The organism is Spongiibacter tropicus DSM 19543, from assembly GCF_000420325.1.
GTDB classification, from domain to species: Bacteria; Pseudomonadota; Gammaproteobacteria; order Pseudomonadales; family Spongiibacteraceae; genus Spongiibacter; species Spongiibacter tropicus.
The window spans coordinates 1,767,258-1,780,800 of the sequence record NZ_ATUS01000001.1; the positions used below are offsets into that span (position 1 = coordinate 1,767,258).

Genomic DNA, 13,543 nt, shown 5'->3' on the forward strand with positions numbered 1-13,543 from the left:
CCTGCATGTCATATAGCAGCGCCATAATTCCCCGCGCACTCTTGCCCCTGTCAGAAAGGATCGCCGATGAACTCTGTGGATACTCCCCGCGCCAAATTGGTCGAACTGCTGTGGCAGCTTAAAACCGCCATGGAGCAGGGCAGCAACCGCCGTATTCACTTCAATAGCCTGCTGCGCGACTCCGCCTATCGCCGCGAGCTGATCGATGAGGCCGCCACCAGCCAGCAAGCGGACTTGCGCGAGCTGGGTCTTAGCTTGCGAGTACTGAACAGCGACGGCGAACTGACCCAACGCGACGCTGGGGTCAACCCGGATATCACCGAAACCGTCAGTGCGAGCAGCCGCCCAACAACACCTTCCGGCGGTCAACAGCGCAGCGCCTTGTGGGCCGTCGCGGCCTTGATACTGCTTGCGATTGCCGCCGGCATCGTGCTGCTGGATAACGGCCCGCGCCAGCAAACCGTGCAGGGCTCGCTGCGCGGCACTCAGCACTGGGATGCCGACACCCTCTGGCGGCTGAAAGGCATTGTCTATCTGGAGGGCAATGCGCAATTGAGCATCGAAGCCGGCACCGTAATCCAGGGTGAGCCGGGCAGCGCCTTGATCGTTACCCGCGACGCCACCCTTACCGCTCGCGGCACCGCCGACGCCCCCATTGTCTTCACCAGCGCCCAGGCCGCGGGTCAGCGTCAGGCGGGGGACTGGGGAGGGCTGGTATTGCTGGGCAACGCCCCGGTGAACAGCGGTGAAGCGCAGATAGAAGGGCTGCCGATGGATGATCGCCGCGGCCGCTTCGGCGGTGGCGATACCGGCAGTCATTGCGGCGTACTCGACTATGTGCGCATTGAATTTGCCGGCTATGAGGTCTATGCCAATAACGAACTGAACGGTCTTACACTCGGCGGCTGTGGCAACAACACCATCGTGCGGCACGTGCAGGTTCACCGCGCCGCGGATGACGGCATCGAAGTGTTCGGCGGCACCGTCGACTTGCAGCGCGTTGTGATCAGCGGCGCCGATGACGACTCGCTGGACTGGGATATGGGCTGGACCGGTCGCGTACAATTCATGCAAGTACTGCAGTATCCGCAGATGGGCGACAACGCCATCGAGGCCGACAACAGCGCCAGCGATCACGCCGCAACGCCGGTCTCCGCGCCCACGCTTTACAATGTCAGCCTGCTCAGTCTGTCCAGCAGTGAAAAATTTCAGCGCGGCATTACTCTGCGACGCGGCAGCGGCGGTCACTTTCACAATATGTTGATCAGCGGCTTCTCCGGCGAAGCCATCGACATTCGCGACATCAAAACCGTGTCCCGCTTCGATAGCGAGGAGCTGAGCTTCAGCGCGATGGCGATCGTGAATAACGGCCCGTATCCCGATGAGCAAGGCAAACACAACGACGACGGCGGCTTCGACGAAGCTCGCTTCTTTGCCGAGTTCGCCTTGACCGCCAACCCCGGCCTTGCCGGACTATCGGCCGACGACCCACAACCCGATTTCCGCATTGCCGCCGGCTCGCCGCTCGGCCAAGGCGCCAGCGCACTGCCTCAAGGCGAATTCTGGGACGAGGCCGCCGAGTATATCGGCGCTCTGCGACCCGGCAGCACAAAGACATGGCTGGACGGCTGGACCCAGTTCCCCAGCCGCTGACGCAAGCATCACAGTGGTTTAGTCTGCCCAGCGGCTGGCGTATGATAAGGCGCTTTAGCTTTATCCACGGACCCCAGCCCTATGTCTGAACGCACCCTGCGCATCGCCACCCGCGAAAGCCTGCTCGCCCTGTGGCAAGCCGAATACATCAAGGCTCGCCTCGAAGCCTGTCACCCCGGCCTCAAGGTCGAACTGCTGGGCATGACCACCCGCGGCGACCAGCTGCTGGACTCGCCGCTGTCAAAAATTGGCGGCAAGGCGCTGTTTGTCAAAGAGCTGGAACAGGCACTGATGGACGGCCGCGCCGATATCGCCGTGCACTCAATGAAAGACGTGCCGATGGAGTTTCCGGAAGGCCTAGGGCTGGCCATTATCTGTGAGCGCGAGGACCCTCGCGACGCTTTTGTCAGTAATCACTACGCCAATGTCGACGCCCTGCCTGAGGGCGCACACGTTGGCACCAGCAGCCTGCGCCGCGAGTGCCAGTTGCGCGCCCGCCGCCCCGACCTGAAAGTGTCCAGCCTGCGCGGCAATGTGCAAACCCGCCTGCGCAAACTCGACGACGGCGAATTCGACGCGATTGTACTCGCCTCGGCGGGCCTGATCCGCCTTGAGCTTCAAGAGCGCATCGCCGACTACATGGCCGTGGAAGACAGCCTGCCCGCCTGTGGTCAGGGCGCCGTCGGCGTGGAAACCCGACTCGATGACGAGTGGGCACGCCAACTGCTGGCACCGCTGCACGACCCCGATACCGCGGCCAAAGTCAGCGCCGAGCGCGCCATGAACCGTCACCTGCAAGGCGGTTGTCAGGTACCCATCGCCGGTTATGCCATCGATGGCGACAGTGATGGACAGCTCTGGCTGCGCGCACTGGTCGGCGAACCAAACGGTCAACGCGTGCTGCGCGCCGAGCAGCAGGGCAGCGCCGAACACCCGGAAACACTGGGCATTGCCGTTGCGGAACAACTGCTGAAACAGGGAGCGGGCGATATTCTGGCGGCGGTCTACGGTGACAGCGCACAGTAATCTCAATGGCCTGCGGGTGCTGATTACCCGCCCCGAAGGCCGCAACGAGGAACTGGCTGACGCGCTGCGCGATGCCGGTGCCAACGTGATTATCGAACCCCTGCTGCGCATCATCCCGCTTGGCGACGATGACCCCGAGTACCCGCGCGCAAGGCGTTTGCTGCTGGACCTTGATCACTACCGGCATCTTATCTTTGTCAGCACCAACGCCGTGGACTGCGGCATGGCCCTGATCGACGAGCTGTGGCCGCAGTACCCCGTGGATGTGCAATGCCACGCCGTGGGCGCCGCGACCGCCGCCGCTTTGCGTCAATGGCCCTGGCCCACCGCTGCGCTCAGCTCTCTGGACGAGGCCGGGCACGGCAGTATGAACAGCGAGTCGCTGCTGGCAATGCCTGCGCTTCAGGACGTTGCCCATAAAAAAGTGCTCATTGTTCGCGGCTGTGGCGGTCGCGAACATATCGCCCAAACCCTGCGCGACCGCGGCGCCACCGTGGACTACGCCGAATGTTACCGACGCGCCGACACCGCAGTGAGCGCCATCGAGTTACAGGCACGACTCGACGCACAGCAACCGAATGTGGTCTGCTTGAACAGTGGCGAAACCCTTCAGGCATTTTGTGCGCGTATCCCCGCTTCGCAGCGCGGCAACTACAGCGTGCTGCTGCCCAGTGTTAGGGTAGCGGATATGGCCCGGAAGGCCGGATTCAGCGAGATTATCCTCGCCGAGAATGCGGGCACGACAGCGACGCTGGCGGCCCTTTCCCAATGGCAGAGAGACCACCATGTCAGACAACGATAACAAGGATGCGCTTCCCGCCGAGGTAGACAAAAGCCCAGCCGCGCCACGCCGTCGCGGCGCCGGGCTGCTCGCCAGCCTCGCACTGATCGTCGCGCTTGCCGCCGCTGGCGGAGCCGGCTGGCTTTACTATCAACTTATTTATCTCAGCGACCAGCAGAACGCCGCCGTTGTCGCCGAGATGCAAGCTGCCCTGAACACCGCCACGAGCCGCAACGACGCCACCGACGCCGCGCTGAATCGCCAGCGCGAGAGACTGGCTGAACTCGACAGCCTGATCGACCAGCAGCAGACCATCAGCCAGCGCCAGCTTCAGCAACTCAGTGCACAGGTTCAGGAATTGAGCGCCGTCGACCGCAATGACTGGCTGCTGGCCGAAGCCGAATACCTGCTGCGCCTCGCCAACCAGCGCCTGCAACTCAGTGGCGACAGCCGCGCCGCCGCGCGACTGCTGAGCAGCGCCGATGCCATTCTGCGCGAACTGGATGACCCAGCGCTGCACCCGGTACGCAGCGAGCTGGCCAAAGAGCTGTCGGCCCTGCAAAGTCTCAGCGACATTGATATCGAAGGCCTCTATCTGCAACTGGAAGGACTGGCTGGCGAAGTCGACAAACTGGAAGCCTACGGGGCCCCGGAGTATAGCCCCGCCCCCGTCGCTGACGCCGACAGTACCTGGCAAAGCGGTCTCGCCACCGGCTTTCAACGCGCCTGGGAAAAGCTGCGCAGCTACATCCGCATCCGCCAGCATGACGATAAATTCCGCGCGGAGCTGGCTCCAGAGCAGGCCGACGCCCTGCGTGCCAGCCTGCGCATGATGCTTGAACAGGCGCAATTGGCACTGCTCGCCGAGCGGCCGACGGTTTACCAGCGCGCGCTCGATAAAGCGGCCAATTGGCTGCAACGCTATTTCCCGCTGAATGACCGCCGCGAGGCATTGGCGACTCAACTCGAAAAGCTGGGGCAAGCCGATATTCGCGGCGAACGCCCGGATATTTCCGGCTCACTGCGTGCGCTCAAGGAATACAGTAAGGCGCAGCGCTGGCAGCGCGAGGTCGGTCAATGAAACTGTTCTTCGTTGCCCTGCTTGCCCTGCTGCTGGCAGCCGGAGCCGCTGTTGCCATCCAGTATGACAGTGGTTATGTGCTGATCGCCTACGGCCACACCACGGTCGAAATGACATTGTGGATAGCCGTCGCAGTACTGCTGATCCTGCTGGGACTGGCCTGGCTGCTGTTCAGTCTGCTGCGGCGCGGTGCCAAACTGTCTGATCGCTTCGGCAACTTTCGCGGTGGCCAGCAACAGCGCCGCAGCGAGCGCGGCGTCATCGCCTATAGCCGCGGCCAGTGGCTGCAGGCTCGCCGCCTGCTGCTCTCTCCCGCCAACCGTCCAAAGCCACTGATTAACTATCTGCTGGCGGCCCGCGCCAGTCATCAGCTCAATGACTCCCGCGGCATCGACGAGGCACTTGACGCCGCAGCCCAGCGCAATCGCGCCAGCGAAAAAGCGGCCGAATTACTGCGTGCAGAACTGCAACTGGATCGCGGCCAATATGCCGAGGCGTTGAATACTCTCGACGGACTGCGCCGCAAAGACCGCGATCCGGCAGTGACCCTGCTGCTGGTACGCGCCTATCGCGGCGTGAACGACGCCTCTTCACTGCGCGCTCTGCTGCCTGAACTGCGAAAGCGCAAGCTGATGAGCGAGAACGCCATCAATACGCTGGAACTGGACGCCCTGCGCGGCGAGCTGCAGGCACTGCGGACAGCCGGCGATGCCGGCGCCCTGCTGCAATGGTGGAAGGAACTGGACCGCAACCGCGCGCCCCGCAGCGCGCTGCTGCCGGAGATCATCCCCGCACTGCTTGCGCTGGGCAACAGCGAAGATGCGCTCAAACTGCTGCGCGTGGCGATTAAGCAAGAATGGCAGGAAAGCTTGGTCATGCTGTATGCCAGCGTTCCGGCAGACAAACCCGCCGAGCAGCTCCGTCACGCCGAAGCCTGGCTGAAGAGCCACGCCGACAGCGCAAGCTTGCAACTGGCGCTGGGCCGGATCTGCCTGCGTAACGAACTGTGGGGCAAGGCGCGGGAGTATTTTGAAGATGCCCACCGACTGGCCCCCAATGCCACCATTTGCTTTGAACTGGCGCGGCTACTGGATGGCCTGGGCGAACACCCTCAGGCGGCAAATTATCTTCGCGAAGGGCTGCAACGACAGGGTCAACAGCTTCCCGAATTGCCACTGCCGAAAGCGCGCCACTAGCACTGGAGGAATCTGTGAATATTGAAGCGCTGCGAAAACTGCTCGCCAAAGGTCAGGACAATGCCATGCTGCGCTTTGGTCTTGGCAAGGCACTGCTCGACAGCGGCGAGGCTGTTGAAGCCAGCGAGCATCTGCGTGCCTGCGTCGGTCACGATCCCGATTACTCGGCCGCCTGGAAGCTGCTCGGCAAGGCTGAACAGCAACGCGGCAACACTGATGCCGCCCGCGATGCCTGGCGCGCCGCTCTGGATGCTGCCGCGCGCAAGGGCGACAAACAGACCGAGCGGGAAGTGCAGGTCTTCCTGAAAAAACTCGACAAGACCAACACCCATTAAGCCCGCAACAACTCAATGGCTCTCTGGTGGATGCAGTGTCCAACTGAAGGAGAAATGCGCCTTGACCCGCTCGTCACTCAAGGGCAGTTGAATCGGCGTGTTGCTGTGCCAAGCGGCTTGCTGGTCGAAAAAGGCCGCCGAACCCGGGTGGCCATCCTGTCCGCCCAGCATGACAAACCAACTGCTGTCTTCATCACCCAGATCGAAGAGGTAGCGCGCCGTAGAACTCATGCCCACATAGTGCTTGCCCACCGCGAACCCGTGGGCTGACTTCATCAGTGTTTCATTGGCGCCAGCGACCGGCATCTCGGCAAAGCGCCAGCGCCGCCCCAATACGGGCAAAGCCGCCAGCGGATGATTGGCCCGCAATCGGTGGACGCTCCCCCAGCGACGATAGCTATCCAGCATCCGCCTGGCAGGCGGCAAGGCCTTTCTCATGGCCTTGCGCAAGGCCTCGTCAGGCAAGCTCATCACATCGGCCACAATCAGCGAGCGAGGGTCCCAGTTGGCCGTATAAACCTCGATGTTATCGCCACCACGCAGGGCGAGCGCAAAGTGGTAAAGCAGGCTCTCAAACAGCAATGCCCCCTCGCTGTCCACACTGTAGTCACCATCCCAGTCTGCCAGGCAACGATAGCCGCGGCTGCGGGCATCGGGGATCAGTGGCAGCAGCTTGTCGCGCAGGGCGAGCGCCGTATCGCTGTGAATATCGCATTGCAGCGCCTTTAGTAGCGCGTGGTCTACCGGCCCCTCCTCCGCGAGCCGCTTGCGCAGTCGCTCGACGCGGTCGTCCGGCGAGAAGAAGCCACTGATATACACTTCTGCCTCCTGCCTGGGGCGGTTGTTCGCCGAGGCCACAAACCCTTCCGGCGGATTCACCTCACAGGGCAAGCCCAGCGTATTCACCGATTGCTGCCAGTAGCTGAGGTCCGTGGCTGGCAGCACGACATCGGCCGGGCGGCGGGCAGGGCGCCTCGGCAACTTCGCGGCAATCAACTGCCCGATATTACCGTCAACATCGGCATACACCATGTTTTGCCCGGCGACACCGAAGTCACTCAATGCCTGCTGAAAGTCGCTAAAGTTTCGGGTACGCGCCGCCGCCAGCAACGCACTGATTTCGTCGCTGGCTTGGTGGCCCATCCATTTCATGGCGAACCGGGGACGCGATTCAGTGCCGGCTTTGCCGCCGCCAAACAGCGGCGCATCACTGAGAATCGGCCCCCACTCGCTGTCGCGCACCGTGACACTGACCGGCTTTCCCCAGCGGGTTTTGAGAGTTTCTCGGCGAACGGTCAACGATGACTCGGGCACAGCACTGACATCAAACAGATCGCTCGACGCTGCATGCAGGGACGTGCCGCCCCAGGCAATATGCGGACTGCGCCCGACCATTACGGCAGGGACACCGGGCAGCATGTACCCCACGGCATTGAAGCCGGGACAGCGCAACCCCGCCAGTAACCAGAAGCCGGGCAAAACCATTGGCAAGTGAGGGTCGCCACTGAGTTTGGCAGTGCCCCCTGCGCCGCGACGGGCATCCACTGCCACCGCGTTGGAACCGCCGGGCTTACCGAACAAGCCCGACAGCCAGGCCAGACTGTCGCCACCCGGCTCACTCACTAGGCCATCAATCGGCACCGGCGGTCCGCCGCTGTAGCGCATCAACTGACGCCACAGCGCTTTCCAGTCACTGCGCTCGCGCATCGGCAGCAGCTTTGGCCACAGTCCCCAGGTAAAATCGGCAGAGTTAAGACGGCAGAGCGTCAGCAGGTCACTGACCGAGAAATGGCTGGGTGATACCCCCAGAATTTGCATTTCCTCCGGCCACTGGCGGCGCTGCCCCTGAACGCCGTCGACGACGTGATTGATCCCCGCCGCAAACCCGTCCATCCACTGACGAGCGCTGTCAGGCAATGCCGCAAGATTGTCGTCAGTACACGCACCGAGGTTGAGCACCCGGAGGGTGTGGTCCGCCCCCCGGGCGAGCGGCCCCAGCCACTCGCTAAGACGCCCCTGACTCGCCACCCGCATAAATTCCATCTGCGCCAGCCGCAGATGGGCGTGAACGATGCCCAGCCCAACGGCCAGGTCGGCCTCCGACTCCGCCTCGATAAACGGGATCATATGTTCATCCCAGCGAATGGTGATGGGCGCCCGCAAGGGCGCACCGGTCAGCGGCACCTCACTGAGCCGCTGCTGCACCGTCAAGCGACACCTCGGCGTGCTTATGTGCCCCCACAACAGTCGCCCCAAGAGGGCACCCACACCCGGCAAATCCCCAATTTTGAGCATATCCTGCGCCTGTCCCTGTCCGTTATTGCCTTGAATGGCATACGAGCAAGTAGCGCACCAACCGGGTTCGACAGAAGGTGATTCTGGGATGGCTGTCCCATATCGAGGCGCGTCTGAACAGCACAATTACCATAGTATTGTCAGATACCGGCTGTGCTATGGTGAGACCTCGCCGGGGCGATCCCTAGACTAATAAGAGGATGTTTCTACTATGGACCTGATTCGCATTCTGTTCGCTATTCTGCTGCCACCGCTGGGCGTGTTTCTGCAAGTCGGCATCGGCAAGCATTTCTGGCTCAACATCATCCTCACCCTGTTTGGTTACCTGCCCGGCATCATCCACGCCGTGTACATCATCGCCAAGAAATGACCCCGGAGGACCGGCTCCGGCGCGCCAGCCGCACAGCCGACCTGCTGGACGGCGTCTGGGGCATCCCTTTCACTCGTTGGCGCTTTGGCCTGGACGCACTGCTCGGTCTGCTGCCGGTTGCCGGGGATTTACTGAGCGCTCTGCTGGGCCTGAGTCTGGTGTGGCACGCTCACCACCTCGGCGCTCCCACACACCTCAAGTTGCGGATGCTCGGCAATATCGCTCTGGATTTTGTTATCGGCAGCCTGCCGGTGTTGGGCGACATCGCCGATATCGCCATGCGCAAGAACCAGCGCAATGCCAGGCTGCTGGAACGATGGGCGCAGCAGCAGGCAGATATACAGAGCCAAACAGGCACACATCTCTAATCATGCAGAAACAAAAAAGCCCCTTGGGGAAGGGGCAAGCTAGGGTGTAACACCACAGGGGTAGGGAAGATCAGGCCGCTTCGCTGGTTTCATCCTCCACCGAGCTGCGAATCAAATAATCGAACGCACCGAGTGCCGCGTTGGCGCCACCGCCCATCGCAATAACAATCTGCTTATAGGGGCTATTGGTCGCATCACCCGCCGCAAACACGCCCGGCAACGAGGTTTCGCCGCGGCTGCCCACGACAATTTCGCCGCGCGCAGTGAGTTCAAGGCTGCCCTTGAGGAACTCGGTGTTGGGCACCAGACCGATCTGCACAAAGATGCCCGCCAGCGACAACTCTCTGCTCTCCTGACTGACACGATCGGTGTAGCGCAGTCCAGTCACTTTCTCACCGTTACCCAGTACCTCGGTCGTTTGCGCATTGACGACAATATCGATGTTGCCCATCGAGCGCGCCTTGCGCTGCAATACCTCGTCGGCGCGCAGCCGGCTGTCGAACTCCAGTACGGTGACGTGCTGCACGATACCGGCGAGGTCAATCGCCGCCTCAATACCCGAGTTGCCACCACCAATCACCGCCACCGACTTACCCGTGAACAGCGGGCCATCACAGTGGGGGCAGTAGGCCACACCGCGGCCACGGTATTCCTGTTCGCCCGGCACGTTCATCTCGCGCCAGCGTGCGCCGGTCGCCAGCATTACGCTGCGGCTGCGCACAACGGCGTCGCCCACCGCAATCTCAATCACGCTGTCCTCACCAACACGGAGCCCGGTGGCGCGGTGACCGTCCATAATGTCGACATCGTAGTCCTGCACGTGGGCTTCGAGGTTCGCGGCCAGACGCGGCCCCTCGGTTGCCGTCACCGAGATAAAGTTCTCGATGCCCACGGTGTCCATCAGTTGTCCGCCAAAACGGTCAGCCAGGACGCCTGTACGAATCCCTTTGCGCGCGGCATAAACCGCCGCCGCGGCACCGGCCGGCCCACCCCCGACAACCAGCATGTCGAAGCGGTCTTTGTCGTTCAGCGCCGCCTGATGACGCTCGGCGGCCTTGCTATCGACCTTGCTCAAAATCTCTTTCAGGCTGATGCGCCCTTGGGAAAACGGCTGCCCGTTCAGAAATACCGAGGGCACCGCCATCACTTTCTTTTCGTCGACCTCGTCCTGGAACAGCGCGCCATCAACCATCTCGTGGCGAATATTGGGGCTGATCGCCGCCATCATGTTCAGCGCCTGAACCACGTCCGGGCAGTTCTGGCAGCTCAGTGAAATAAAAGTCTCGAAGACCAACTCACCCTCTAGCTGGCGCACTTGCTCGATGAGCGCCTCGTCAATTTTCATCGGATGACCGCCGCTGTGCAGAATCGCCAGCACCAGCGAGGTGAATTCGTGGCCCATGGGCAGGCCCGCAAAGCGCAACTCAGTGTCTTGCACGGTTGAACGCACGCCCATGGCCGGGCGCCGAACCTCTGCGCTGTCGTCACGACGCACACGGATATTGTCCGAAAGGGCGTCAATATCTTGAATCAGGCTCTCCATCTGCCGGGATTTTTCACCGTCGCCGAGATAGGCGACCAGTTCCACCGGCGTTTTCAGATTGGCCAAGTAGCTCGCAAGCTGCTTTTTCATGGTGTTGTCTAACATGCTAACTCCCGGTGTTCCGATGGTCGTGGCCGCCATCTGGCGACCACTTTGATGTTCGATGGGGCTCTGTCGAACCCCGGTGTTCGTTTAGATTTTGCCGACCAGATCCAGTGACGGAGACAGTGTCTCTTCGCCCGGCTGCCAGGCGGCGGGGCAGACTTCGCCATCGTGCTCGGCCACGTACTGGGCGGCTTGGATTTTGCGCAGCAGCTCTTTGGCGGAGCGGCCGATGCCGAGGTCGTGGATTTCGGCAACCTTGATCACCCCCTCGGGATTGATCACAAAGGTGCCGCGCAGAGCAGTACCGTCTTCCTCAATCATCACGCCGAAGTTGCGTGAGATTTTGCCGGTAGGGTCACCGATCATCGGAAACTGGATTTTGTTGATCGTGTCTGAGCTGTCGTGCCAGGCCTTGTGGGTAAAGTGGGTATCGGTAGAGACCGAGTACACTTCCACCCCCATCTCTTGAAGCTGCGCGTAATGGTCAGCCATATCACCCAGCTCGGTCGGACACACAAAGGTGAAGTCGGCGGGGTAGAACATCACCACAGCCCACTTGCCCTTCAGGTCAGCATCGCTCACCGGGATGAAGTCGCCGTTGTGGTAGGCGGTAGCGCTAAAGGGTTGAACCTCGGTGTTGATAATCGCTTTGTACATAAGATGCTCTCCTATCGGGTAAACACTGTTCGTTGAAGACAGGAACCATAGTAGGGAAGCGGGAAATCACTATCTAATCGATCGTAATGATTATTTGGATAGATTATTTCTATGATAAGCTGGAAGCACTTCCATTTATCGCGAGGCAAGCATGGTAAAAATCCGTGATCTGCAGTACCTGGACGCCGTGGCCCGCCATCAACATTTTGGGCGTGCCGCCGAAGCCTGTTTTGTCAGCCAGCCCACTCTCAGTGGGCAAATCATGAAGCTGGAGGAGCGCCTCGGCCTGATGCTGATTGAACGTCACCGGAAGCGGGTGATGCTCACCCCCGCAGGGGAGGCGTTGATCAGCCGTGCTCGTGCCGTATTGCGAGCGGCAGAGGATTTTGAAGATGCCGCAAAAGCCCTGTCTGAACCCCTTTCAGGGGATTTCCATCTGGGTTTGATCCCCACCATTTCCCCCTATCTGCTGCCGCATATCATGGGTCCACTGGGTGCAGAACTGCCCAAAGTGAACTTCTATCTGCATGAAAACCAGACCCATGTCCTGCTGCAGGAGTTGGATGAAGGCAAGCTGGATGTGGTGATTCTGTCCTGGCTGGACAGCATTGAGAATGTCGAGCGCTACAATCTGTACAGCGAACCTCTGGTACTGGCCGCGCCGCGCGATCAGCCGCTGGCAAAGCTCAGCGAAGCATCGCTGAAGGACCTCGACGGGCAGCTGGTGCTGACACTGGAAGACGGCCACTGTCTGCGCGACGAGACCCTCGACTACTGCTTTACCGCCGGTGCGCGTGAAGACCAGCGCTTTCAGGCCACCAGTCTGGAAACCCTTCGCTACATGGTCGCCAGCGGTCTCGGCATCACCCTGATGCCGCAGCTTGCGGTGCGCCCGGCCGATGAAGAGCAGGGGCTGCACTACGTACCCTTTGGCAGTCCGCCTCCCAGTCGCGAGATCTGCCTGCTGGTTCGCCCCAACTACTCACGCATGGAAGCGGTGCGCGCGATGGTGGCCTGTATTCGCCAAGCGATGTCGCCACTGCCACAGCCTCAGGCCTGAGCGCTGTCGGCAAATCGCACAGACAAAAAAAGGGCGCTGCAAGCAGCGCCCAAAATTACCTAGAGTAGGAGACTTCGCTTATTTAGTGCGTCATCCACTCTGAAAGTTCCGTCGCCGATGGCGCAAACCAGAAACTTCCGCTGACCGGCGTTGAAAAATCCGTTAAACGGTCAACAATGCCGTCCTCAGCCTTGCCAAACATACTGGCAAGAATATGTTCATATCGCGACAGTTCGGCGCTAAATGACAGGAAATACAGGCCGTGTTCACGCACACCGCCAAACGGCACGCTGCGTCGAAATAATTTCTGCGACTGGCCATTTATTTTTACATCGCTACGACTGACGTGGGAATTTTCCGGCATCACATCGTCGTCCAGCTCCACACTGTCGGGTTTGGTCCGCCCGATCACACCCTCCTGTTCGGACTGGCTCAGTGTTCGGAAGGATTCGAGACGGTGAATCCACTTCTGCGACAGCACAAAGCTGCCGCCCGCACCGATTTCCCCCTCTGGAATCAGAGCGACCTGTTTCCGCGCCTCACCATCCGGGTTTTCAGTGCCATCAATAAAGCCGCTGAGATCGCGGGCGTCGTGATACATGAAGCCGCGAATTTCCAGTGCGACCTCGGCGATCTCCTTCAGCAGGGTATCGACCGTGATGGCCGCATCAAACAGGGCACCTTCGTCATCGCCATGCAGCCACAGCAGCAGGCCGTGCTGCGTAGCCGGTGCCATGACAGCGCCGCTCCCCACAGGCGAAAATGCCTTGAAGCCCGCCGGACTGCGGCCCCCGAGCCGCTCCCAGCTCTCTTTGCCAAAGGCCCACACCACATTGAGCTGGCGGCCATCCAGCGCCTGCAACGCCCCCATCGCACGACCCAGCGCAGCTCTTGCGAGCGCACTATCGGCATCGGCATTAAACTGGTATTCCATGAACATATGGCGGCGACTGCCTTCGACAAAGATGCCGGGCTGAGGAAGACTCATTACTAGGGCTCCAAGATAGGTGAGGGCACTTTTTTAGCAGGCTGCGGCAACGCTGACAATCCCGCGCTTACCGGAGCTTGTCGAT

The 13,543-nt window shown here is 61.1% G+C and carries 13 protein-coding genes; 9 read left to right on the forward strand and 4 right to left on the reverse strand.

What is annotated here, in order from left to right; translation table 11 throughout:
- Positions 1-66 precede the first annotated feature (66 nt).
- The 6 genes from G411_RS0108280 (at position 67) to G411_RS0108305 (ending at position 6,072) form a co-directional block, all read left to right on the forward strand.
- Positions 67-1,653: a hypothetical protein gene (locus G411_RS0108280; RefSeq protein WP_022958723.1), complete on the forward strand. Its 1,587-nt coding sequence runs from the start codon at positions 67-69 to the stop codon at positions 1,651-1,653.
- An 81-nt stretch (positions 1,654-1,734) separates the two neighbouring features.
- On the forward strand, positions 1,735-2,679 hold the full coding sequence (hemC, locus tag G411_RS0108285) for a hydroxymethylbilane synthase (RefSeq protein ID WP_022958724.1): 945 nt from the start codon (positions 1,735-1,737) through the stop codon (positions 2,677-2,679).
- On the forward strand, positions 2,663-3,481 hold the full coding sequence (locus G411_RS19825) for a uroporphyrinogen-III synthase (protein WP_022958725.1): 819 nt from the start codon (positions 2,663-2,665) through the stop codon (positions 3,479-3,481). Before hemC ends, G411_RS19825 begins: the two co-directional genes overlap by 17 nt.
- Positions 3,465-4,541 (forward strand): uroporphyrinogen-III C-methyltransferase, encoded by a 1,077-nt coding sequence (locus tag G411_RS0108295; RefSeq protein ID WP_022958726.1) that lies wholly within the window; start codon positions 3,465-3,467, stop codon positions 4,539-4,541. Before G411_RS19825 ends, G411_RS0108295 begins: the two co-directional genes overlap by 17 nt.
- Positions 4,538-5,737, forward strand: a complete 1,200-nt coding sequence (locus G411_RS0108300) for a heme biosynthesis HemY N-terminal domain-containing protein (RefSeq protein WP_022958727.1) — start codon at positions 4,538-4,540, stop codon at positions 5,735-5,737. Before G411_RS0108295 ends, G411_RS0108300 begins: the two co-directional genes overlap by 4 nt.
- Before the next feature lie 14 nt (positions 5,738-5,751).
- Positions 5,752-6,072 carry a tetratricopeptide repeat protein gene (locus G411_RS0108305; RefSeq protein WP_022958728.1) on the forward strand — a complete coding sequence of 107 codons (321 nt, stop codon included), beginning with the start codon at positions 5,752-5,754 and terminating at the stop codon, positions 6,070-6,072.
- Positions 6,073-6,084: 12 nt separating this feature from the next.
- Here the strand turns inward: G411_RS0108305 and G411_RS0108310 are convergent, their stop codons facing one another.
- Positions 6,085-8,367, reverse strand: coding sequence for a penicillin acylase family protein (locus tag G411_RS0108310; RefSeq protein WP_022958729.1), 2,283 nt, complete (start codon positions 8,365-8,367; stop codon positions 6,085-6,087).
- 211 nt (positions 8,368-8,578) lie between these two features.
- Between G411_RS0108310 and G411_RS21855 the strand changes: the two genes are divergently transcribed.
- Positions 8,579-8,737 (forward strand): YqaE/Pmp3 family membrane protein, encoded by a 159-nt coding sequence (locus G411_RS21855; protein ID WP_022958730.1) that lies wholly within the window; start codon positions 8,579-8,581, stop codon positions 8,735-8,737.
- Positions 8,734-9,105 carry a DUF4112 domain-containing protein gene (locus G411_RS19835; RefSeq protein ID WP_022958731.1) on the forward strand — a complete coding sequence of 124 codons (372 nt, stop codon included), beginning with the start codon at positions 8,734-8,736 and terminating at the stop codon, positions 9,103-9,105. Before G411_RS21855 ends, G411_RS19835 begins: the two co-directional genes overlap by 4 nt.
- A gap of 70 nt (positions 9,106-9,175) precedes the next feature.
- Here the strand turns inward: G411_RS19835 and ahpF are convergent, their stop codons facing one another.
- Positions 9,176-10,753 (reverse strand): alkyl hydroperoxide reductase subunit F, encoded by a 1,578-nt coding sequence (gene ahpF / locus G411_RS0108325; protein WP_022958732.1) that lies wholly within the window; start codon positions 10,751-10,753, stop codon positions 9,176-9,178.
- An 87-nt stretch (positions 10,754-10,840) separates the two neighbouring features.
- On the reverse strand, positions 10,841-11,410 hold the full coding sequence (ahpC, locus tag G411_RS0108330) for an alkyl hydroperoxide reductase subunit C (RefSeq protein ID WP_022958733.1): 570 nt from the start codon (positions 11,408-11,410) through the stop codon (positions 10,841-10,843).
- A 151-nt stretch (positions 11,411-11,561) separates the two neighbouring features.
- Between ahpC and oxyR the strand changes: the two genes are divergently transcribed.
- On the forward strand, positions 11,562-12,470 hold the full coding sequence (oxyR, locus tag G411_RS0108335) for a DNA-binding transcriptional regulator OxyR (RefSeq protein ID WP_022958734.1): 909 nt from the start codon (positions 11,562-11,564) through the stop codon (positions 12,468-12,470).
- 82 nt (positions 12,471-12,552) lie between these two features.
- Here oxyR and G411_RS0108340 read toward each other — a convergent pair whose 3' ends face one another.
- Positions 12,553-13,458: a Dyp-type peroxidase gene (locus G411_RS0108340; protein WP_022958735.1), complete on the reverse strand. Its 906-nt coding sequence runs from the start codon at positions 13,456-13,458 to the stop codon at positions 12,553-12,555.
- Positions 13,459-13,543: the final 85 nt, after the last annotated feature.

What these genes read in the sequence shown, in the direction of transcription:
- G411_RS0108280 (WP_022958723.1), top strand. Translation starts at nt 67, where the DNA reads ATGAACTCTGTGGATACTCCCCGCGCCAAATTGGTCGAACTGCTGTGG.
- hemC (WP_022958724.1), top strand. Translation starts at nt 1,735, where the DNA reads ATGTCTGAACGCACCCTGCGCATCGCCACCCGCGAAAGCCTGCTCGCC.
- G411_RS0108295 (WP_022958726.1), top strand. Translation starts at nt 3,465, where the DNA reads ATGTCAGACAACGATAACAAGGATGCGCTTCCCGCCGAGGTAGACAAA.
- G411_RS0108300 (WP_022958727.1), top strand. Translation starts at nt 4,538, where the DNA reads ATGAAACTGTTCTTCGTTGCCCTGCTTGCCCTGCTGCTGGCAGCCGGA.
- G411_RS0108310 (WP_022958729.1), bottom strand. Translation starts at nt 8,367, where the DNA reads ATGCTCAAAATTGGGGATTTGCCGGGTGTGGGTGCCCTCTTGGGGCGA.
- G411_RS21855 (WP_022958730.1), top strand. Translation starts at nt 8,579, where the DNA reads ATGGACCTGATTCGCATTCTGTTCGCTATTCTGCTGCCACCGCTGGGC.
- G411_RS19835 (WP_022958731.1), top strand. Translation starts at nt 8,734, where the DNA reads ATGACCCCGGAGGACCGGCTCCGGCGCGCCAGCCGCACAGCCGACCTG.
- ahpF (WP_022958732.1), bottom strand. Translation starts at nt 10,753, where the DNA reads ATGTTAGACAACACCATGAAAAAGCAGCTTGCGAGCTACTTGGCCAAT.
- ahpC (WP_022958733.1), bottom strand. Translation starts at nt 11,410, where the DNA reads ATGTACAAAGCGATTATCAACACCGAGGTTCAACCCTTTAGCGCTACC.
- oxyR (WP_022958734.1), top strand. Translation starts at nt 11,562, where the DNA reads ATGGTAAAAATCCGTGATCTGCAGTACCTGGACGCCGTGGCCCGCCAT.
- G411_RS0108340 (WP_022958735.1), bottom strand. Translation starts at nt 13,458, where the DNA reads ATGAGTCTTCCTCAGCCCGGCATCTTTGTCGAAGGCAGTCGCCGCCAT.